The 19,705-nt window shown below is 64.3% G+C and carries 21 protein-coding genes; 18 read left to right on the forward strand and 3 right to left on the reverse strand.

Annotation, left to right across the window (positions count from 1 at the left end):
- Positions 1–64 precede the first annotated feature (64 nt).
- The 7 genes from EKH49_RS13375 (at position 65) to rpsN (ending at position 4,802) form a co-directional block, all read left to right on the forward strand.
- Positions 65–1,198: an ABC transporter ATP-binding protein gene (locus EKH49_RS13375; protein WP_128471225.1), complete on the forward strand. Its 1,134-nt coding sequence runs from the start codon at positions 65–67 to the stop codon at positions 1,196–1,198.
- Complete coding sequence (locus tag EKH49_RS13380) at positions 1,195–2,115, forward strand: ABC transporter permease (RefSeq protein ID WP_128471226.1); 921 nt, start codon at positions 1,195–1,197, stop codon at positions 2,113–2,115. The genes EKH49_RS13375 and EKH49_RS13380 overlap by 4 nt, the downstream gene beginning before the upstream one ends.
- Before the next feature lies 1 nt (position 2,116).
- Entirely contained in the window at positions 2,117–2,914 is a 798-nt protein-coding gene (locus tag EKH49_RS13385; RefSeq protein ID WP_128471227.1) for an ABC transporter permease, read from the forward strand.
- Between the two features lie 340 nt (positions 2,915–3,254).
- Positions 3,255–3,755 (forward strand): MarR family winged helix-turn-helix transcriptional regulator, encoded by a 501-nt coding sequence (locus tag EKH49_RS13390; protein ID WP_128471228.1) that lies wholly within the window; start codon positions 3,255–3,257, stop codon positions 3,753–3,755.
- A 328-nt stretch (positions 3,756–4,083) separates the two neighbouring features.
- Complete coding sequence (rpmB, locus tag EKH49_RS13395) at positions 4,084–4,320, forward strand: 50S ribosomal protein L28 (RefSeq protein ID WP_013349911.1); 237 nt, start codon at positions 4,084–4,086, stop codon at positions 4,318–4,320.
- Positions 4,321–4,322: 2 nt separating this feature from the next.
- A complete protein-coding gene (gene rpmG / locus EKH49_RS13400) occupies positions 4,323–4,493 on the forward strand; it encodes a 50S ribosomal protein L33 (protein WP_013349910.1) in 171 nt (56 codons plus the stop codon).
- A gap of 3 nt (positions 4,494–4,496) precedes the next feature.
- Positions 4,497–4,802: a 30S ribosomal protein S14 gene (gene rpsN / locus EKH49_RS13405; protein ID WP_038990287.1), complete on the forward strand. Its 306-nt coding sequence runs from the start codon at positions 4,497–4,499 to the stop codon at positions 4,800–4,802.
- Positions 4,803–4,863: 61 nt separating this feature from the next.
- Here rpsN and EKH49_RS16600 read toward each other — a convergent pair whose 3' ends face one another.
- Positions 4,864–5,442 (reverse strand): J-domain-containing protein, encoded by a 579-nt coding sequence (locus tag EKH49_RS16600; RefSeq protein ID WP_161567526.1) that lies wholly within the window; start codon positions 5,440–5,442, stop codon positions 4,864–4,866.
- A gap of 219 nt (positions 5,443–5,661) precedes the next feature.
- On the opposite strand from EKH49_RS16600, the gene EKH49_RS13415 reads away from it, so the two are divergent.
- From EKH49_RS13415 to EKH49_RS13465, 11 genes are all read left to right on the forward strand, one after another.
- Entirely contained in the window at positions 5,662–6,630 is a 969-nt protein-coding gene (locus EKH49_RS13415; RefSeq protein WP_128471230.1) for an SDR family NAD(P)-dependent oxidoreductase, read from the forward strand.
- 174 nt (positions 6,631–6,804) lie between these two features.
- The gene (locus EKH49_RS13420; RefSeq protein ID WP_013349906.1) at positions 6,805–7,089 is read left to right on the forward strand and encodes an HU family DNA-binding protein; all 285 of its coding nucleotides are present in this window, start codon (positions 6,805–6,807) and stop codon (positions 7,087–7,089) included.
- Between the two features lie 274 nt (positions 7,090–7,363).
- On the forward strand, positions 7,364–7,648 hold the full coding sequence (locus EKH49_RS13425) for an HU family DNA-binding protein (protein WP_013349906.1): 285 nt from the start codon (positions 7,364–7,366) through the stop codon (positions 7,646–7,648).
- 168 nt (positions 7,649–7,816) lie between these two features.
- Positions 7,817–8,425, forward strand: a complete 609-nt coding sequence (locus tag EKH49_RS13430) for a hypothetical protein (RefSeq protein ID WP_128471231.1) — start codon at positions 7,817–7,819, stop codon at positions 8,423–8,425.
- A gap of 43 nt (positions 8,426–8,468) precedes the next feature.
- Positions 8,469–9,059, forward strand: a complete 591-nt coding sequence (locus tag EKH49_RS13435) for a copper resistance CopC family protein (protein ID WP_128471232.1) — start codon at positions 8,469–8,471, stop codon at positions 9,057–9,059.
- A gap of 77 nt (positions 9,060–9,136) precedes the next feature.
- Positions 9,137–9,646 (forward strand): copper chaperone PCu(A)C, encoded by a 510-nt coding sequence (locus tag EKH49_RS13440; RefSeq protein WP_128471233.1) that lies wholly within the window; start codon positions 9,137–9,139, stop codon positions 9,644–9,646.
- Positions 9,633–10,769 carry a Dyp-type peroxidase gene (locus tag EKH49_RS13445; RefSeq protein ID WP_128471234.1) on the forward strand — a complete coding sequence of 379 codons (1,137 nt, stop codon included), beginning with the start codon at positions 9,633–9,635 and terminating at the stop codon, positions 10,767–10,769. The genes EKH49_RS13440 and EKH49_RS13445 overlap by 14 nt, the downstream gene beginning before the upstream one ends.
- 65 nt (positions 10,770–10,834) lie before the next feature.
- Positions 10,835–12,886 (forward strand): cytochrome c oxidase assembly protein, encoded by a 2,052-nt coding sequence (locus tag EKH49_RS13450; protein WP_128471235.1) that lies wholly within the window; start codon positions 10,835–10,837, stop codon positions 12,884–12,886.
- A complete protein-coding gene (locus EKH49_RS13455) occupies positions 12,879–13,634 on the forward strand; it encodes a hypothetical protein (RefSeq protein WP_128471236.1) in 756 nt (251 codons plus the stop codon). The genes EKH49_RS13450 and EKH49_RS13455 overlap by 8 nt, the downstream gene beginning before the upstream one ends.
- A 149-nt stretch (positions 13,635–13,783) precedes the next feature.
- On the forward strand, positions 13,784–15,688 hold the full coding sequence (locus EKH49_RS13460) for an NHL domain-containing thioredoxin family protein (RefSeq protein WP_128471237.1): 1,905 nt from the start codon (positions 13,784–13,786) through the stop codon (positions 15,686–15,688).
- A gap of 154 nt (positions 15,689–15,842) precedes the next feature.
- The gene (locus EKH49_RS13465; protein WP_128471238.1) at positions 15,843–17,081 is read left to right on the forward strand and encodes an MFS transporter; all 1,239 of its coding nucleotides are present in this window, start codon (positions 15,843–15,845) and stop codon (positions 17,079–17,081) included.
- On the opposite strand, the gene EKH49_RS13470 is transcribed toward EKH49_RS13465, so the two are convergent.
- Together EKH49_RS13470 and EKH49_RS13475 are read right to left on the reverse strand one after the other, a co-directional pair.
- A complete protein-coding gene (locus tag EKH49_RS13470; RefSeq protein WP_128471239.1) occupies positions 17,078–18,100 on the reverse strand; it encodes a hypothetical protein in 1,023 nt (340 codons plus the stop codon). The genes EKH49_RS13465 and EKH49_RS13470 overlap by 4 nt on opposite strands.
- A 65-nt stretch (positions 18,101–18,165) precedes the next feature.
- The gene (locus EKH49_RS13475; protein ID WP_128471240.1) at positions 18,166–19,695 is read right to left on the reverse strand and encodes a helicase HerA-like domain-containing protein; all 1,530 of its coding nucleotides are present in this window, start codon (positions 19,693–19,695) and stop codon (positions 18,166–18,168) included.
- Positions 19,696–19,705 lie beyond the last annotated feature (10 nt).

Raw genomic sequence — 19,705 nt, forward strand, 5'->3', positions numbered from 1 at the left:
TCCAGGCGCCTCGCCGTTCGGCGCCAACCGTTGACCAGAACCAGTTCCAGGAAGTGATAGGGGCATGACAATCTTGGCACCGCGTACTGAAACCACTGCCACGGGTGCGGACCTGCACCTGTCCGGGATCACCAAGCGCTTTTCCAGCTTCGTGGCGGTCAAGGAGCTCGACCTGGTGGTCCCTTCGGGCACCTTCTTCGCCCTGCTCGGTCCGTCGGGCTGCGGCAAGTCGACCACCCTGCGCATGATCGCCGGCCTGGAAGCGCCCAGCGAGGGCAGCATTTCGATCGGCGGGCAGGACGTGACCGGGTTGGCCAGCCACCAGCGTCCGGTGAACACCGTGTTCCAGTCCTATGCGCTGTTCCCGCACATGAGCGTGCTGGAGAACGTGGCCTTCGGGCTCAAGCGCAAGAAGGACAAGCAGGCAATGGAAAAGGCGAAGGCCGGGCTGGAGCTGGTGGAGCTGGGGCATCTTGCAAACCGCAAGCCGATCCAGCTCTCCGGCGGCCAGCAGCAGCGTGTGGCACTGGCCCGCGCGCTGGTCAACCGCCCGCAGGTGCTGCTGCTCGATGAGCCGCTGGGAGCGCTGGACATGAAGCTGCGCCGGCAGATGCAGCTGGAGCTGAAGAACATCCAGACCGAGGTGGGCTTGACCTTCATCCACGTCACCCACGACCAGGAAGAGGCCATGACCATGGCCGATGTTGTCGCGGTGATGAATGGCGGACGGATCGAGCAGATGGGCCCGCCGCGCGAACTGTATGAATTGCCCAAGACCGCATTCGTCGCGAACTTCCTGGGCAAGTCCAACCTGATGCGCGGCACGGTCACAGGCCAGGAGGCCGGGATGCTCAGCGTGCTGGTCAATGGGCAGAGCATCTTGCTGCCGGCCGACCGCGCGGTGCAGACTTCAGGCGAAGTGGTGGTCGGGGTTCGCCCGGAGAAGATCACGATCTCGCGCGACGGGTATGCGGGGGAGAACCGCCTATCCGGCACCGTGATCGACGTGTCCTTCACCGGCACCACCACCGAATACTTGGTCGAGGTGGACGGGATCGGCACCATCGGGACCTTCGCGCAGAACCGCGGCCAGCAGCCGGCCGCCGAAGGCGACACCGTGCACCTGTCCTGGGATGCCCAGCATTCCTTCGGCCTGGCCGGCGCCGAGCACGAGGATGCCGGGGTGGAACAGCCATGACGGTGGTGCCCAAGGGGAACGCGGACCTGCGCAGCCGCGAGGAGATCCGGGCGGAGCGGCGCAAGGGGCGTACCGGCGTCTACCTGATCGCCCCGGGCATGCTGGTGCTGGCCCTGTTCTTCGCGCTGCCGGTGGTCGTGCTGCTGGCGATGAGCCTGTATGTGAAGCCCGAAGGCGCGGAAATCGGCGAGTTCGTGCCGGGCTTCGAAATCGGCAACTACGCCACGGTGCTCGCCGCCTACTGGCCCGAGCTGCTGCGTTCCTTTGGCTTCGCGCTGATCGCCACCGTGCTGGCCCTGCTCATCGGCTTCCCGATGGCCTACCTGGTGGCGGTCCGCCTGCGCGAGAAATCGCTGCTGCAGGGCATCTTGCTGGTGCTGCTGATCGCCCCGTTCTTCTCCAGCTTCATCCTGCGCACCCAGGCCTGGAAGCAGATCCTGGCCGACGAGGGGTTCATCGCGCAGACACTGAAGTTCCTCGCGATCCTGCCGGCCGACGGGCACCTGACCGCCACGCCGATCGCGGTGGTCGCCGGCTTGACCTATAACTTCCTGCCGTTCATGGTGCTGCCGATCTACGCGAACCTGGGCCGGCTGGACACCCGCCTGCTCGAAGCCTCGGGGGATTTGTACGCCAGCCCGATCACCTCGTTCTTCAAGGTGACCCTGCCGATGAGCGCCCCGGGCGTCTTTGCCGGCACCCTGCTGACCTTCATCCCGGCCGCCGGCGACTACGTCAATGCGGCCTTGCTGGGCAATAACCGCAATACGACAATGATCGGCCAGGTGATCGACTCCAGGTTCTTCAAGGTCATCGATTACCCCGGCGCCTCGGCCCTGAGCTTCGTGCTGATGGTCTCGATCCTGATCCTGGTCACGATCTATATCCGCCGCTTCGGCACCAAGGAGCTGATGTAGCATGAAGCAGAAAATTGGACGCTGGTTCATTCCTGCTGTCGGCGGGCTGGCCTTCATCTACCTCCTGGTCCCGATTGCCTACATCTTCGTGTTCTCCTTCAACGATGCGGGCCGCACCAACCTGGAATGGCGCGGCTTCACCCTGGCGAATTGGCAGAACCCCTGCGGCGCGCCGGCAGTGTGCGAGTCGCTGGTGCACTCGCTGCAGGTCGGCACGGTGGCCACCATCGTCGCCACCGCCCTGGGCACGCTGATCGCCATCGGCCTGGTCCGCTACAAGTTCCGTTTTCGCAAGCTCACCGATGTGCTGATCATCCTGCCGCTGGCGACGCCGGAAGTGGTGCTCGGCGCGTCGCTGCTGGCGCAGTTCCTGAACCTCGGTTGGGAACTGGGCTACACCACCATCGTGATCGCCCACATCGTGTTCTGCATGTCCTTCGTGATCGTCACGGTCAGGGCGCGGGTTTCCTCGCTGGACCCGCGATTGGAGGAAGCCGCCGCCGACCTCTATGCCTCGCCGCGCACGGCCTTCTGGAAGGTAACCTTCCCGTTGCTGCTGCCGGGCATCGTGGCCGCTGCGCTGTTGTCCTTCGCGATGAGCTTCGACGATTTCATCATCACGAACTTCAACTCCGGCACTTTCCAGACCTTCCCGAAGTTCATCTATGTGGCAGCGACCCGTGGCATTCCAGCCCAGGCGAATGTCATCGGCTCGGCGATGTTCATCCTCGCCCTGCTCGTGGTGGTCATCGGGCAGGTGATCAGCTACCGCAAGAAGAAGCAGCTGGAAAATTCCTAGCTGCCCCGGAATCCGTGCCCAGGTCCGCGCTCCAGGAGCGCGGGCCTTTGGCATGCCCCGCGTGCCGGTCCGCCAAGTCCATCGGGAGATCCTGGCCTGGTACGGAGTGTGGGCATGCGCATCGGCCGGTGGCAGTTCTTCCGCTTCAACGCAGGAAGCGTGCCAGCGGAAAGCGTCCGAGACGAGAGCCCATTAGGATGGCTAGCGGAAGGAAATATTGGCACAGAGCTGAATTATGGGCATCTGACATATAGTAAATACTTAGCTTTACGGTATGTACCCTACTGTTTGATACATTCCCGGCCCGATAATTGCAGTTCTCGAAACGATTGGAAACTTCATGAGTGATAAGCCAGTTTGGCTCTCTCAGCCTGAACGCGACGCCTGGCTTGGACTACATGCGGTCATGACTTTGCTGCCGGCTGCCCTGGATTCCGATCTGCAGGGACTGGAAGGCATCACGCTTTTCGACTATCACATGCTCGCCATGCTCTCCGAGGCCAAGGACCACCAGCTGACGATGACGACACTGGCCTCGCATACCAGCGCCTCGCTGTCACGGCTGTCGCATGTGGTGAAGAAGCTGGAGAAGCGCGGCTGGGTAATCCGCGAGCAGTCTGCGGAAGACGCCCGTGTGAAAATCGCCTCATTAACGCAAGAAGGGTGGGAAGCTGTGCGGCACATGGCGCCTCATCACGTCGCCTCGGTGCGCGGGCTGCTCTTCGATACCCTTGATGACAAGGATGTTAAGGATCTTACGCGGATCACGCGCAAGATCACGACATCGCTCGATGCTGATCATTGGATCCTGAACTCAGAGAATTCCGATTTGGAACACTGAGAAATTCTCGATAAGCTAATCAGGCGTTAATCGCGTGTGTTGCTATGCCGTCTGACGGCAGAACGACTGCGCGTTGCCCGTAATACCGAATATCGTGGCCAACTGAGTACGGGGAAATTGCTCGACCGGTTGCGAAGTTCACCGACTTACATACTTTAAGGCTCTTCGGTTGGTTCTCACCCAGCCTGGTTACCTTCCTAGTGTGCAGTATTAACGGTGTTTCACTGGTTGGCGGGACTCATAACGCATCAAGCCGTGTCGATATTTAGGTATGGGCACTGTGCGCGAGTACCGCCGAATTTTACTACTAACTAACTGAGGAGTGATCATGGCAGCTGTTTGCCAGGTAACCGGTACTACTCCGGCCTTCGGACATAGCATCTCCCACTCGCACCGTCGCAACAAGCGTCGTTTCGATCCGAACATCCAGAAGAAGACCTACTACGTGCCTTCGCTGCGCCGTAAGGTGACCCTGACCCTGTCGGTCAAGGGCATCAAGGTAATCGATGCTCGCGGTATCGACGCTGTTATTGCTGACCTGATTGCGAAGGGTGTGAAGCTCTAAACATGGCAAAGAAGGATAAGGACGTACGTCCGATCATCAAGCTGAAGTCCACCGCTGGAACCGGTTTCACTTACGTAACCCGTAAGAACCGTCGTAACAACCCTGACCGCATGGTCATGAAGAAGTACGACCCGGTAGTCCGCAAGCACGTAGAATTCCGAGAGGAGCGCTAAGACATGGCCAAGAAGTCCAAGATCGCAAAGAACGAACAGCGCAAGGTCATTGTCGAGCGTTACGCTGCAAAGCGCCTCGAACTGAAGAAGACCCTGGTTGATCCAAACGCAACCGACGAAGCTCGTGAAGCTGCACGCGTAGGCCTGCAGAAGCTTCCACGCAACGCTTCCCCAGTGCGCGTCCGCAACCGCGACGCCATCGACGGTCGCCCACGCGGTACCTTCCAGAAGTTCGGCATCTCCCGTGTTCGCTTCCGCGACATGGCACACCGTGGTGAGCTTCCGGGCATCACCAAGTCTTCCTGGTAAGACCTGCAAGTCTTTTGACTTAGCAAGCCGCCTTCCCGTTTCGGGAGGGCGGCTTCGCCTTTTAACGCCGCCACCACCGGCGTTTCGGAGGCGCTTGCTCTTCCTGCGGTGCAGGTTTCTCCGCGCGGCGCTGTTGCCAGCCAAGCACCTCGGCAGTGGAATTGCGCATGGCGGTGATCACCGGCGGTCCGCCCAGCAGCTGGCGCCGTGCCTCAATGATGCGGGCATTGAAATCCTCGATATGCTCCCGCACCGCACGCTCAGTGGGCAAGCGGTCCAGGGTTTGCTCCATCTGCTCATCTTCAACCCGCAAGGTCAGCGCAGGTGGCCCCAGGCCGGTGAGCTGCTCGCGGCGCATCATCGACTTCAGCCACCAGTCGGGATCATCGTTGCTGGTGATGTGGTCGATCTTCTGTCCGGCGAGAGCCAGATTGTCGAAGTCGCCGCGGGCGAAGGCCTCATCGAGCACCGAGTTGGCCACCTCCCAGGCCTCGTTCTCGGCATGCAGCTGCAGGGGAGTCTTCTGCTTCTCAACGGGAGCCATCCCGGTGGCCTGCGCATACTCATCCACCGGCAGCGGCTTGCTGTCCTGCTTCATCTTGTACCGGGCCGCATTCAGCGCGGCATCGTCATGCTCCATCTTCCAATGATCCCACCGCGGGCTGGAACCCGGCAATGCGCCTGCAGGCTTTCCAGAGCCATCCACGCAGGAGCTGGGCGAATAAAACCAATCCTCGAGGGTCCGGGCGGATCGCCGAAGACCATGGGCACCACATGCTGCTGCGAGGTCGCTGGGGGTTTGGCTCAACTGCCATGTCCCACCGGCATTCGAGCGCCGGCCCTGTAGTAGCGTGTAACCATGAAGCCAGCGACCCCCTATCCGCAACCCGCAGCCGACATCTACGCGAACCGGAAGCGGTGGGCGCCACTGGGCCACGGCAAGACCGTCGTAGTGACCGGCGCGAATAGCGGCCTCGGCTTCTTCGCCAGCCTCGGCCTGGCGCAGGCCGGTGCCCAGGTCATTCTTGCCTGCCGCAACCAGAGCCGCGCAGAACATGCGATGGAGCAGATCCGGCGGCGCGTGCCGGGGGCCCGCGTCGAATTCATGCAGTATGACTCCTCGCGCATTGAATCTGCCATGGGACTGGCGGCCGAGCTGCGCAATCGGCCACTGGACGCGCTGATCGCCAACGCCGGGATCATCAGGGCGCCGCGGGAACGCCAAGCGGGCCTGCTCGGTTACGAGCTGACCATGAGCACCAACTTCATCGGGCACGCACGATTGGCCGGCGAACTCGCCGACCGCTTCAGCCAGCCGATGCGGTTCATCGGCCTGGGGTCGATGTCCACCCGAATGCTGGCCACCGATCCGCAGAATCTGGCCTTGGCCCGCGATTATCATCCCTACCGCGCCTATGTGCAGTCCAAGGCGGCAGTGCAGGCGTTCACCCTGGCCCTGGACCACCGGCTGCGCCAGCTGGAACTGCCGGCCCGTGCGCTGGCGATCCATCCGGGATATGCGCTCTCCGGGCTGTCCCCGCAGGTGCCCAGCATCAATGATCCGGACTACACCAAGCGGCTGATCGGCCAATTGCAGGCCGGTTTCGCGCAGGGCAAACATGAAGGAGCCGTGGCCTTGGTCGAAGCGGCCTTGGCACCTGAATTGGATGCCGCGCCACGAGGCTGCTACCTGGGTCCGAAATACCTGATGAAGGGCCCAACGGTACTGGCCAGCCCGGCGAAAGAGACCCGCGGCAAAGAGCTGCAAGGCAAAGCCTGGGAGCTGTTCGTGAAGGCAAATGAGGGACTCGATCCGTTCGCGCTGTAGGTCCCGGGTGAACTTTCACACCTTCGATTTGGCTAAAAATTCAGCAGAATCCGCATGATGATGCACTTTTTGTCGCCGCCAGCTGGTAAGTTCAACTCTTGATAAGTCCGTGCGACCGCGCGGCGTCCGGGCCCGGAACAGGGTCTTGGATCACTAGTCCAGGAGGACCATACATTGGCTATGAACCGTAGCGAACTTGTTGCTGCTGTTGCAGCGAAGACCGAAAACTCCCAGGTTGCCGTCAACGGTGTTCTGGATGCAGTCTTCGAGGTTTTCGTCGACCAGATTTCCAAGGGTGAGAAGGTGTCGATCCCAGGTTGGTTGGCTGTAGAGCGCACCGATCGTGCAGCTCGTACCGGCCGCAACCCGCAGACCGGTGAAGCAATCCAGATTCCTGCTGGCCACTCGGTCAAGCTGACCGCTGGTTCGAAGCTGAAGGCTGCTGTAGCCAAGAAGTAAGCTTCCTGTAGAGCTTTGCGCAAGGCCCGCCATCCGTCCTCGGTTTGGCGGGCCTTGCCGCGTTAAGCAGCGTTGCAAAAGCTTTCATTCAGCTCGAAAATGGTGCCGTTGAGCCAAGAAATCTGCAATTAGTTGAAAAAATCCCGGTTTTCCGCCCGTTTTCCGGCGTTTCAGGGCAAAACGTTTGATATGTTCTCACTGATAAGTCCGTGCGACCGCGCGGCGTCCGGGCCCGGCAGAGGGCCTTGGATCACTAGTCCAGGAGGACCATACATTGGCTATGAACCGTAGCGAACTTGTTGCTGCTGTTGCAGCGAAGACCGAAAACTCCCAGGTTGCCGTCAACGGTGTTCTGGATGCAGTCTTCGAGGTTTTCGTCGACCAGATTTCCAAGGGTGAGAAGGTGTCGATCCCAGGTTGGTTGGCTGTAGAGCGCACCGATCGTGCAGCTCGTACCGGCCGCAACCCGCAGACCGGTGAAGCAATCCAGATTCCTGCTGGCCACTCGGTCAAGCTGACCGCTGGTTCGAAGCTGAAGGCTGCTGTAGCCAAGAAGTAAGCTTCCTGTAGAGCTTTGCGCAAGGCCCGACCCGCTCCGGAGAAATCCAGGAGTCAGGGACGGGCCTTTCGCTTTATCTGATGCCATTTGGGCAGCGTTTGAGACATACTTCTACTTCGCGTAGAATCAGCCATGATTGAAGATTTCCACTAAGAATGGCTGCCCACCGTGTCACAGAAACCCGCTGCCCGCGTGCTGCGCGGCTGGTTAGCGGCAAGCGTGTGCACCTGGACAGCCTTTGCCGCCCATGCCCACAGCGCACCGACCGCGCTGTCGGTCGTGGCCATGGTGCTGATCACCTGCGTTTCCGCGGCGATCAGCGTTGTGCTGGTTGGCCGCAAATTCTCCCTGTGGGCGACCAGCTTGGTTGTGCTGCTCAGCCAAGGGCTCTACCACCTGAGCCTGTCGGTGATGAGCCACCCGAGCGGCGATCTTTCCGGCATGGAGCACGTCCATCATGCGGGACGAAATCTGGAGCTGGCGCAGAACATCACTGCGCAGTACGCCAACGTGCATACCGAATCGATGCTCTACGCCCACGTGCTGGCCGCGTTCGCCAGCATTGTGGTGCTCAACGGCGGTGAACGCCTGCTCAAGGTCTTGGGCGGCTGCCTCACCCTGTCAACGGCTCGGCGGATCCTCGCGCGCATTCGCGTGCAGGCTCCTGCTGCCCGGCCGCTTCGCGCCTACTTCCCCTTGCGCTTCCAACCCAAGCTGGCGCAACTGGGAAGGCTGCCGGAGCGCCGTGGTCCTCCCTGCTTCATTCTTGCCGCCTGAGTAAAGAATCGAAGCGCCCCGACAGGGGCTTGGAAGGAAAACCATGACCGTAGCAACCAAGAAGTTCTCGCGCGTGATCGCCGTACTGGCGCTCTCCCTGCTGGCCTTTGCCAGCTCGATTAGCGCGGCCAACGCCCACGACCAGCTGATCGGCTCCACCCCGAAGGACGGCGCCACCGTCAAGCAGGCCCCGGAAGACATCACCCTGGAATTCTCCGGTGTGCTCCAGAGCCTATCCGGCGTGGACTCCACGGTGGTCTCGCTGACCCTGGATGGGGAAAAGATCGACACCGAAGCGCAGACCAAGGGCACCAAGGTCACCGTCACCCCTGCACAGGAACTGGCCAACGGGGAGTACCAGCTGACCTACCGCGTGGTGTCCTCTGACGGGCACCCGATCGAGAACAAGATCGGCTTCAGCATCGACGCGCCGCAGGCCGAACCGACCCTGGTCAGCTCCAGCGAGCCAGCCGCTCCAAGCGAGACTGCCGGCTCCGCTGACGAGGAACGAGGCCAGAACCCGGTCCAGGAACTGGGCAGCTCGGTGAGCCCGGTCATCTGGGTGATCATCGGCGTGGTCATCCTCGGCGGTGCGCTGGGCGTGCTAGCCAAGTTCATGCGCCAGTCCAAGTAACCCCCCACTCTTCCGGTGCGCCAGAGGCCACCGCTGCCTTTGGCGCGCCTGCACACCGATTTTGAAAGCTTGAGAACATGAAATTCCTAAAGACTTCTGCACTGGCCTTGGGCCTCACACTGCTGCTGGCCGGCTGCGCGCAGGGCGCTGGCTCACCCGCACCGGGCAGCGAGCAGCAACCCGTCCGGCAGGCTGAAGCGCTGACTACGAGCGAGACCTGGGCAAAGGCCGCCGAATCCGGCATGAGCGCGGCGTTCGGCATCCTGCATAACACGTCGGCCACGCCGATTGCGCTGCACCAGATCAGCAACGCGCAGGGCGACGAGATCCAGATCCACGAAATGCGCGGCACCGGCAAGACGATGGCGCAGCTCGAAGGGGACCTGGTGATCGAACCCGGGAAGGACGCGGTGCTGGCACCGGGCGGCAACCACCTGATGTTCATGGACCTGCAACAGCCGCTGGTGGCCGCCCAGACGGCGAGGCTTACGCTGGAGTTCGCCGACGGGTCGAGCACCGAGGTCGATTTCCCGATCCGCAACTTCGACGGAGCCAAGGAAAGCTACGACGAGCATGCCGGGCATTAGCGTGGACCGCCGGGCGCTGCTGGGCACCACTGCGGCCGCCGCGCTGGGCGGGATGCTCACCGGGTTCGGCACCGGCAAGCTCAGCGTGCCAGCGGCCAGCGCCGCTGAGCCTGGCTACCGCCCGTTCTACGGCAAGTACCAGTCGGGGATCCTCGATCGCCAGCAGGCCCACGCGGTGTTCGCCGGATGGGATCTGCACTGGCGCGAAGGGTCGAAGAAGGACCAGCTGCGCGCGATCCTGCAGATGATCACCGATGATGCGGCCAGGCTGGCCAGCGGCCGCGGAGTGCTGGCCGACACCGAACCGGAAATGGCGCAGCCCGGATGCGAGCTGACGCTCACCGTGGGGCTGGGCCAGAGCCTGCTCGATGTGGCCGGGCACGGGCAGATCGGCACGTTGCCGCATTTCGCCGGCGACCAGCTCGAACAGCAGTACGGGCAGTGCGATCTGCTGATCCAGTTCTGCGCGCAGGATCCCACGGTGCTGCAGCATGCAGTGCGGGCGGTATCCAAGAACCTGCGCGGCCTGGCCTCCCGGCGCTTCGCCCAAACCGGGTTCGCAAGCCCTGGCGTGCACGGGTTCCGCAACCTGTTCGGCCAGCTGGACGGCGTCAACAACCCCGAGGGGGAGGTGCGCGCGGAAGCGGTGTTCGGCCAGCCGGGCTGGATCGAGAACGGGACCACGCTGGCGCTGCGCAGGTTCGAAATGGACCTGGACGGCTGGGACGAGGTGGACGCCGCAGGACGCGACCACGCGCTGGGCCGGCGGCAGGCCGACGGCTCGCCGCTGTCCGGCGGCAGCGTCGATGACCCGGTGGACCTCGCAGCAGTCAATGGGCTCGGGCTGCCGGCGATCGCGGCCAACGCCCACGTGGCGCTGGCCAGGCCGGGCAGCGCCGATGAAGTCATGCACCGGCGGGGCTACAACTTCGCCGGGCAGGCTTCGGGCCTGCTGTTCGCCAGCTACCAGCGCGACCCGGCAACCAGCTTCATCCCGGTGCAGCACCGGCTGGCGGCCGCGGATGCGCTGAACACCTGGCTGAAGCCGGTGGGATCAGGGCTGTATGCGATCCTGCCCGGGGTGGCTGAAGGCGGCTATCTGGGGGAGCAGCTTCAAATGTGAGATGCGCCCAACCCGCCCGGCCGCACGGTGACCGGCCGGGCGAAGAATGAGATGATGAGAAGGTTATGGATACACAGCGTACGGTTTCAGTTGCCCGCTTCATCCTGCCCGGAATCCTCGCCGCGGCGGTGGCCTTCCTGGCGGCGGTGTTGTTCACCGGGATCGCCCGGCCGGCGGAATTGGCCGATCCCGGGGCGTTCGTGCGCTGGTCGCTGCCCATCGCCCGGGCCATCCACCACGCCTCGATGGCGCTGAGCATCGCAGCACTGGTGTTCGCCGCGGCGATCATCCCGCGGGCCGCCAAGGTGACCCGCGATACCGAAGGGGACGCCCATCCGGCATTCACCCGCACGATGAATATCGCCGCCGGGGCGGCGGTGGTGTGGACGCTGTCCGCGGCCACCGTCATGCTGCTGACCTTCTGGGACCTGGCAGGCATCCCGATGAGCATGGACCCGCAGTACTCGGCAGCGATCCTGGACTACATCCTGTCGATCACCACCGGCCGGGCCTGGGCCTGGATGGTGGTGATCGCCGCGATCACCAGCTCGCTGGCGCTGGCCGTGCGCTCCAAGACCACGGTGGGGCTCAGCGCCCTCTTCTCGCTGTTCGGCATCCTGCCGCTGGCGTTCATCGGCCACGCGGCCGGGGGAGACGACCACTTCGCCGCGGTGAACTCCATCGGCCTGCACCTGCTCGCCGTGGTCCTCTGGTTCGGCGGCATCATGGTGCTGGCCCTGCTCGCCCCGACGCTGGGAGGCGAAGCGCCAGGCCGGGTCCGCGGGCAGGTGCTGGCCGGGGTGGTGCTCAAGCGCTATTCGGCGCTGGCTACCTTCGCGGTATTCCTGATGATCGGCTCCGGGCTGGCCTCCGCGGTCATCCGTATCACCGACTGGGACCAGTGGCTGACCCCGTATGGAACCCTGGTGATCGTGAAGCTGCTGATCACCCTGGCACTGGGCATGCTGGGCCTGTGGCATCGGCGGATGGTGATCCCGAAGCTGCTGGAGGGCAAGTTCACCGCGCTGCGCGCGGCCTGGCAGGTCGTGGCCGCGGAGGTCGTCCTGATGGCCGCAGTGATGTCGGTGGCCACCGTGCTGGCGCGCACCGCTCCGCCGACTTCCGACGCCCCGCCGGCCGAAGCGACCCCGGCGCGACTGCTCACCGGCTATGACCTGCCACCGGCTCCGGACACGGCCGCCTGGTTCACCACCTGGCGGATGGACTGGATCTGGGTGGCGGTCTGCCTGTTCGGCCTGGCCGTGTACCTGTGGGCGTTCATCAAGCTCGCCCGCCGCGGGGACAAGCCCAGCGTGCTGCGCCTGGCAAGCTGGATCGTCGGCCTGTTCGCGCTGTTCTACGTGACCAGCGGCGCGGTGGCGGTGTACGGCAAGATCCAGTTCTCCACCCATATGGTCGACCACATGTCGCTGACCATGATCGTGCCGATCTTCCTGGTCCTGGGCACGCCGGTCACGCTGCTGCTGCAGGTGCTGCCTTCGCGCGCCGATGGCACCCGCGGCCCGCGCGAATGGATCCTCTACCTGGTGCACTCGCGCTACTCGAGGGTGATCACCCACCCGATCTTCGCGGCCGTGAACTTCGCCGGGTCGATTGTGGTCTTCTACTTCACCCCGCTGCTCGAACCGGCCATGCGCTACCACGCCGGCCACGAGCTGATGAACCTGCACTTCCTGCTCACCGGCTACCTGTTCGCCCTGTCGCTGGTGGACGCCGACCCGGTTCCCAAGCGCTACCCGTACCCGATGCGCCTGGTGGTGCTGCTGGCCACCGTCGCCTTCCACGCCTTCTTCGGCGTGGCGCTGATGAGCACCGAAACCCTGCTGGCCCCCGACTACTTCGGGAACATGGGCCGCACCTGGGGCGGCACCGCGCTGGAGGACCAGGTGGTGGGCGCCGGGGCGATGTGGGCGATCGGCGAGGTGCCGACGCTGGTGCTGGCGATTTTCGTGGTCATCTCCTGGCTGCGCCAAGACAAGAAGGACACCAAGCGCTACGACCGCCAGGCCGAGCGCGACAACGATGCCGAGCTGGCTGCCTACAACGAAATGTTCGCCCGCTACAAGCAGGCCGACCGAAGGGACCCCCGTGCCTAGCATCAAGAAGATCCTCGCCTCCTCGCTGATGGCCTGCGCGCTGCTCGCTGCCACCGCCTGCTCCGCGGAGCAGGAGATGCCGCAGGACGAGACCCACAAGATCGCCGTGCAGGGCACCGCGACGCCCAGCGCCTCCGAGCAGGCTGAAGAGCCTGCGGAAATGACCACCGCGCAGGTGGCCACCACCGCCGGGGCCGTGATGGCCGCCGAGCTCGGCTTCCCGGCCAGCGCGAAGATCCAGGGAAAGGACCTCGAATCCCTGGCCACGCCGCCCACCGACACGCTCAAGGACATCGTGGTGCTGCCGGCCCAGTGCTCGGCCCCGATCGAGGATTTGAACTGGTCGCCGGTGCAGCTGGGCACCGAGGCGGCGCGCACCGACTTCACCAACGAGAACCAGTCGATCACCGGTTCGGTGGAGGTCGCCAAGCTCGGCGATAAGGCGGCCAAGGTCGCGGCGCACAACAAGAACGTAGCCACCATCCTGGACGAATGCAAAACCGTGAAGCTCAACGGCCTGGATTACCGCGAGACCCTGAAGTTCTCGGATCCCGGCGTGCCGGAAGCCGACTCGGCCCTGTACTACAGCCGCGACGGGCAGTATGCGCAGGATTCGCTGGTGCTGATCAAGAGCACCGATCGGTACGCGGTGATGGTTTCCTTCATGTCCACCACCTCGCTGCAGGATGCCACCTTCAACAAGGTGGCCACCAGCATCATGGACACCGTGCTCGCGCAGCTGCCCTAGCGGGAATACCCGGCCCGGGCCGGTGGTTGCACCAGCAAGAACTTCACACTTTTCTCAATGTTGCTTAACACCGTTCGCCCGTTCGGGCGGCGGTGGCAGATAATTGAGGTTCGAATTGCCGCAGCCGCGGCGACAGCGAAAGGACCACCATGAGCACTTCCGAATCCGTCCGCGCCAATTACAAGGTGCGCGCCAGCGAGCTGCTGGGCCGGAACTGGCTGAATACCGGCGGCAAGCAGCTGGATCTGGATGCCTTGCGCGGCAAGATCGTGATCCTGGACTTCTGGACCTTCTGCTGCATCAACTGCCTGCACGTGCTCGACGAGCTGCGCCCGCTGGAGGCGAAGTACTCGGATGTGCTGGTCACCGTCGGCGTGCATTCGCCGAAGTTCGAGCACGAAGCGGACCCGGATGCGTTGGCCGCAGCCGTGGAACGCTATGAGATCCACCACCCGGTGCTCGATGACCCGGAGCTGGTCACCTGGCAGGCCTATGGGGCGCGCGCCTGGCCAACCCTGGTGGTGCTGGACCCCGAAGGCTACATCGTCGCCCACCTCTCCGGCGAAGGCCACGCCCAGGGCCTGGGCTCGCTGATCGAGGAACTGGTGGCTGAGCACGAAGCCAAGGGCACGCTGCACCGCGGCAACGGGCCGTACGTGGCTCCCGAGGCCCGCGAAGGCGACCTGCGCTTCCCGGGCAAGGCCATCGCCCTGGCCAACGGCAACTTCCTGGTGGGCGACTCGGGCCACCACCGGCTCGTCGAGCTGGCCGCGGATCTGTCCGTGGTGCGCACCATCGGCTCCGGGGTGAAGGGCTACGCCGATGGCGACGCGCAGACCGCCCAGTTCAACGAGCTGCAGGGGCTGGCCGCGCTGCCGGCCGAGCTGGCCGCGGAACTCGGCTATGACGTGGTCGTCGCCGACACCGTCAACCACCGCCTGCGTTCGGTCAACCTCGCCACCGGGCAGGTGGGCACCCTGGCCGGCAACGGCGTGCAGCGCCTGCTGGACTCGGAGAACGCCCGCCAGGAAGTCCAGCCAACCGAGCTGGGCACCGACGCGCTGAACATTTCGCTGTCCTCCCCATGGGATGTGCTCTACCACCCTTCGGGCAAGATCATCATCGCGATGGCCGGCACCCACCAGATCTTCGCCTTCGACCCGCGCACTTCGGCGGTGTCGGTCTTCGCCGGCACCGGCCTGGAAGGGCTGGCCGACGGGGCGCCGGACCAGGCCTGGTTCGCCCAGTCCTCGGGCCTGGCCCTGGATGGCGAGAACGTGTGGATCGCCGATTCGGAAACCAGCGCCCTGCGCTGGATCGAGGTCGAGGACGGCCAGGCCCAGTCGGTGCACACCGCGGTGGGCACCGGGCTGTTCGACTTCGGATTCCGCGACGGCGACGCCGAGGCGGCGCGCCTGCAGCACCCGCTGGGCGTTGCGGTGCTGCCTGACCACTCGATCGCGATCGCCGACTCGTACAACGGGGCGGTGCGCCGCTTCGACCCGGCCACCAAGACCGTTTCCACCCTGGCCAAGGGGCTGAAGGAGCCGGCCGACGTGCTGGTGGACACCACCGTGGACGGCGACCCGGTGCTGCTGGTCGTGGAGACCAACACCCACCAGCTGGTGCGCATCCCGATTCCTGCCGAGGCCCTGGTGGTGGATGAAGGCGCCAGCCAGACCCAGCGCCCCAAGACCCGCGTGCAGGCCGGAAAGCACGAGATCCTCGTGCGCTTCGCCGCGCCGAAGGGGCAGAAGCTCGATGACCGCTGGGGCGATCCGACCCAGCTGAAGATTTCGGCCAGCCCGGAGGAGCTGCTCCTCGACGGGGCCGGCACCTCGGTGGGCCTGACCCGCACCCTGGAGCTGAACCCGGAGGTGGCCGACGGCGTGCTGCACATTACCGCCCGCGCGGCGGCCTGCGACGGCGAGCCGGGCGGCGAGATCCCGGATCACGCGGCCTGCCACCTGTACCAGCAGGACTGGGGCATCCCGGTGATGCTGGACGCGGACGGCGAGAACAAGCTGCTGCTGGACCTGCGTGGCGTGAACTAGAAAAAGGCGCACCCGAGGGTGCGCCTTTTTCATGCCCGGCGAAAGATGGCATCACAGCGATAATCTGAGGAAACCTCAGCATTTTCCTGCCCAAGTAGCTAGACTGGAGGGCGGGAGGAGTCGGAGGGATCCGGCGATATGTATGGCGTCGAAAATGTTCCGTGCACTGGAAATACCAAACTACCGGTTGTGGGTGATCGGCGCGCTGGTCTCCAATATCGGAACCTGGATGCAGCGCGTGGCCCAGGACTGGCTGGTGCTCACCGAGCTCACGGACCACGATGCGGTGGCCACCGGCATCACCACAGGCCTGCAATTCCTGCCGGTGCTGCTGCTGGGCCCCTATGCCGGACTGATCGCCGACCGCTTCAACAAGCGCCGGCTGCTGATCTTCACCCAAAGCTTCATGGGAGCCTGCGCCCTGATCCTCGGCCTGCTGGTAGTCACCGGCACCGCGCAGCTCTGGCATGTCTATGTGCTGGCCACCCTGCTGGGCATCGGGTCCTCCTTCGACGCGCCGGCACGCCAGGCATTCGTCTCCGAAGTGGTCCCCGGCTCCCATCTGGCCAACGCGGTGGCGTTGAACAGCGCGAACTTCAACCTGGCCCGGCTGGCCGGTCCAGGCGTGGCCGGCGCGGTCATCGCCCTGGTCGGCACCGGTCCGGCCTTCCTGCTCAATGGCGCTTCCTTCCTTGCGGTGATCTCCTCGCTGGTGTTCATGCGCAAGGACGCGCTGAACCCCTCCAAGCCGGTAGAGCGGGCCAAGGGGCAGGTGCGCGAAGGCATGGCCTATGTGAAGAATCGCAAGGACCTGCTGCTGATCTTCTTCCTGGCCGGGGTAATCGGCACCTTCGGGCTGAACTTCCAGATGACCAACGCGCTGATGGCCACCGAGGTTTATGGGGTGGGAGCCGGGGAGTACGGGATCCTGGGCTCCATCATGGCAGTGGGCACCTTCGGCGGAGCGCTGCTGGCGGCGCGGCGGTCGGCTCCGCGCTGGCGCTACTTGATCGGCGGGGGCGTGTTCTTCGGCATCGCCGGGGTCGCCAGCGCGTGGATGCCCAACTACATCGCGTTCGCGCTGGTGCTGATCCCGGTGGGACTGGGGTCGCTGACCTTCCTGAACAGCTGCAACACCATGGTGCAGACCTCGGTGCCGCCGCAGTACCGGGCGCGCGTGCTGGCGCTGTACCTGATGGTGGTGATGGGTGGAACGCCTATCGGCTCGCCGCTGATCGGCTGGTTCGCTGAACTCTTCGGGATCCAGATCGCCGTGACCATCGGGGCCGGGCTGTCGTTGGCCGCCAGCCTGGCGGCGCTGCTGGTCTGGCAGAAGTTCAAGACCAACGCGGTGCCGCTGCGCAATCAGTTCCGCGAACTGCTCGGGCGCTAGCCGGCCACCTGTTCGCCGCCGGCCACCGGAACCACCGACACCTCGGTGGTGCTGGTAGTCAGCTGTGCGGTGAAGGAGTAGTCCTCCTTGACGGTCTTCTTCGCCTTGGCGCCGGTGCGCAGATCCTGCTCGGTCAAGGTCAAGGTGGCGGTGGTCTTCAGCGGGGAGAGCACCCAGGCGCCGTTGTAGTAGTTCACTTCAATGGCCGGGTACTTCGAAATGGACCAGTCGATAGTTGCCGGGTCCACGCGCGCGGAGGTGTTGTAGGCGAACGGGCAGCCCGAGGGCATCAGAACCTGCTCTTCGGCGCAGTCGTTGAGGTACTTCTTCACCTTCGTGTTGATGGCGGCGATGAATTCCTTGGTCGGCTCCGTCTTCAGCGCGATCTCCACCGGTTCCGCGGCAGGCTTGGTGACCACTATGCCTCGGGTGTCGGCCGTGAAGTTCTTGGTGCTGAAACTCGCGTCGAGGATCGCAGGGTAGAACACCGGCAGGGTGCTCACGCCGGCGGACAGCGGGATCTTCTGCTCGTTGACCGTGACCTCGTTGACGGTGTTGGCCTTGATCTTCACGCTGGGCAGCGTGCTCGGCTCGAAGGCCCACTTGTCGAACAGCAGCCAGGATTTGCCGGCATGGCGCAGCGTGTAGGTGGATTCCTTCTCCACGCCGTGGGCCTTGTAATGCGCGGTGACGGTGCGCAGCTGCTCGTCGCCGTCGACCGGCTGGGCCTTGTGCGTGGTGAATTCCGTAATCCCGGCCTGGGAGCTCTTGAGCACATCCCCGTCCAGGGCGACCGCATCGCCCTCCGGGATCTGGGCCTGCATCAGGCCCAAGGCCTCGGCGCCTTCGCCCTTGGCCAAATGCTGCTGCAGCGCCTTCACCTGGTGCTGCGGGGAGAAGAGCGTGAGGTTGGCGGCGATCGATCCGGCAATGACCAGAACGATGACTGCCACTGCGGCCAAGGCCCAGCGAAGGGCCAGGCGGACAGCGGAGATCGGCATGGAATTACGAGTGTTCATCAGTAGCTAGGCTATCTGGTTTCCGGGCGCAGTGAGTAAACGGCGTGCTGGAATGGCGGGTAATACTACCGGCGGCGGCGCTTGCGGTTGCCGAAGAAGCCGCGGATCAGCTCCCGGCCAATTACCTTCGCGGCATCCATCGCGATGTCCATCATCGGGTTCTCCTCCTGCCGTGGCCGGCTCTGGCGTGGGGCGCTTTCCCTGCGCGGTTCCGGCCCCGCCTCGGGAACAGCTGGCACCGGCTGCGCGGCCTGTGCTTCGAGCATTTCACGGGCGGAATCGCGATCCACCGCGGCGGAATACTCCGCGGCCAGCGTCGAGCTGCCGCGGACCTGCGCCATCCGCTCCGGGGAGGCTGGCCCGATGGTGGATCCCGGCGAGGACATCCTGGTCCAGCCGACCGGGGTCGGCGCACCCTTCTCGCCGAGCACGGTGACTACCGCTTCGCCGACACCAGCCTGGGTCAGCGCCTCCTGCAGGTCCAGCTCGCCGGAGGGGAAGGTCTTGATGATCTGCTTCAGCGAGCTCTGGTCCTTGGCCGTGAACACGCGCACCGCATGCTGGATGCGGTTGCCCAGCTGGCCGAGCACCTCATCGGGCAGGTCGGTCGGGGACTGGGTAATGAAGAACAGGCCCACGCCCTTGGATCGGATCAGCCGCACGGTGCTGATGATCGCGTCGGTGAACGCCTTGGTCGCATCCTTGAAGAGCAGATGGGCTTCGTCGAGGAAGAACACCAGCTTGGGTTTGTCCAGGTCGCCGGCTTCTGGCAGGTCCTCGAACAGGTCGGCCAGCAGCCACATGAGGAAGGTGGAGAAAAGCATGGGCTGGGAGCTGACCGAGGGCAGTTCCAGGATGTTGATGACCCCAGCGCCGTCGCGCACCTGCAGGAAGTCGGCGGTATCGAACTCGGGCTGGCCGAAGAACTGGTCCAGGCCCTGGGTCTGCATGATGGTGATGCCGCGCTGGATCACCGAGGCGGTGGACGAGGAAACCCCGCCGAGGCCCGCCAGCGCCTTGGCGCCGTCGTCGCTGAGCAGGAAGCTGATGACCGCCTTCAGGTCGCTCAGGTCATCGAGCGGAAGCTTGTTGGAATCGGCGTAGTGGAAGATCAGCTGCAGGCATTCTTCCTGGGTCTCGTTCAGTTCCAGGACGCGGGCCAGCAGGATCGGTCCGAAAGCGTCCACGCTGGCGCGTACCGGAACGCCCTCGCCCTTGCCGCCGAGGCTGAGGAATTCGACCGGGTTGGTGCGGGCGGTGAATTCGTGGCCCAATTCGGCCAGCCGGGCAGTGAGCTTGTCCGACGGTTCGGCAGGCTGCGCGAGACCGGTCAGATCGCCCTTGACGTCGGCCAGGAATACCGGAACGCCGGCTACCGAGAGCTGTTCTGCCATGGTCTGCAGGGTGACGGTCTTGCCGGTGCCCGTGGCGCCGGCGATCAGGCCGTGGCGGTTGAGCATCTTCAATGGCAGGCGGACCTGCGCAGTCGGCTCCGGCTTGCCGTCGATCAGTGCGGCCCCGAGCTCCAGGCACGCGGATTCGAAGGCATATCCTTCAACGAGGCTGGTCAGCAGGGTATTCGATTCCTGTGTCATGGCTTCACTC

The organism is Glutamicibacter sp. HZAU, from assembly GCF_004100365.1.
Lineage (GTDB): Bacteria > Actinomycetota > Actinomycetes > Actinomycetales > Micrococcaceae > Glutamicibacter > Glutamicibacter nicotianae.

Coding starts and splice junctions, on each gene's coding strand:
- EKH49_RS13375 (WP_128471225.1), top strand. CDS start 65: ATGACAATCTTGGCACCGCGTACTGAAACCACTGCCACGGGTGCGGAC.
- EKH49_RS13380 (WP_128471226.1), top strand. CDS start 1,195: ATGACGGTGGTGCCCAAGGGGAACGCGGACCTGCGCAGCCGCGAGGAG.
- EKH49_RS13385 (WP_128471227.1), top strand. CDS start 2,117: ATGAAGCAGAAAATTGGACGCTGGTTCATTCCTGCTGTCGGCGGGCTG.
- EKH49_RS13390 (WP_128471228.1), top strand. CDS start 3,255: ATGAGTGATAAGCCAGTTTGGCTCTCTCAGCCTGAACGCGACGCCTGG.
- rpmB (WP_013349911.1), top strand. CDS start 4,084: ATGGCAGCTGTTTGCCAGGTAACCGGTACTACTCCGGCCTTCGGACAT.
- rpmG (WP_013349910.1), top strand. CDS start 4,323: ATGGCAAAGAAGGATAAGGACGTACGTCCGATCATCAAGCTGAAGTCC.
- rpsN (WP_038990287.1), top strand. CDS start 4,497: ATGGCCAAGAAGTCCAAGATCGCAAAGAACGAACAGCGCAAGGTCATT.
- EKH49_RS16600 (WP_161567526.1), bottom strand. CDS start 5,442: ATGGAGCATGACGATGCCGCGCTGAATGCGGCCCGGTACAAGATGAAG.
- EKH49_RS13415 (WP_128471230.1), top strand. CDS start 5,662: ATGAAGCCAGCGACCCCCTATCCGCAACCCGCAGCCGACATCTACGCG.
- EKH49_RS13435 (WP_128471232.1), top strand. CDS start 8,469: ATGACCGTAGCAACCAAGAAGTTCTCGCGCGTGATCGCCGTACTGGCG.
- EKH49_RS13440 (WP_128471233.1), top strand. CDS start 9,137: ATGAAATTCCTAAAGACTTCTGCACTGGCCTTGGGCCTCACACTGCTG.
- EKH49_RS13445 (WP_128471234.1), top strand. CDS start 9,633: ATGCCGGGCATTAGCGTGGACCGCCGGGCGCTGCTGGGCACCACTGCG.
- EKH49_RS13450 (WP_128471235.1), top strand. CDS start 10,835: ATGGATACACAGCGTACGGTTTCAGTTGCCCGCTTCATCCTGCCCGGA.
- EKH49_RS13460 (WP_128471237.1), top strand. CDS start 13,784: ATGAGCACTTCCGAATCCGTCCGCGCCAATTACAAGGTGCGCGCCAGC.
- EKH49_RS13465 (WP_128471238.1), top strand. CDS start 15,843: ATGTTCCGTGCACTGGAAATACCAAACTACCGGTTGTGGGTGATCGGC.
- EKH49_RS13470 (WP_128471239.1), bottom strand. CDS start 18,100: ATGAACACTCGTAATTCCATGCCGATCTCCGCTGTCCGCCTGGCCCTT.
- EKH49_RS13475 (WP_128471240.1), bottom strand. CDS start 19,695: ATGACACAGGAATCGAATACCCTGCTGACCAGCCTCGTTGAAGGATAT.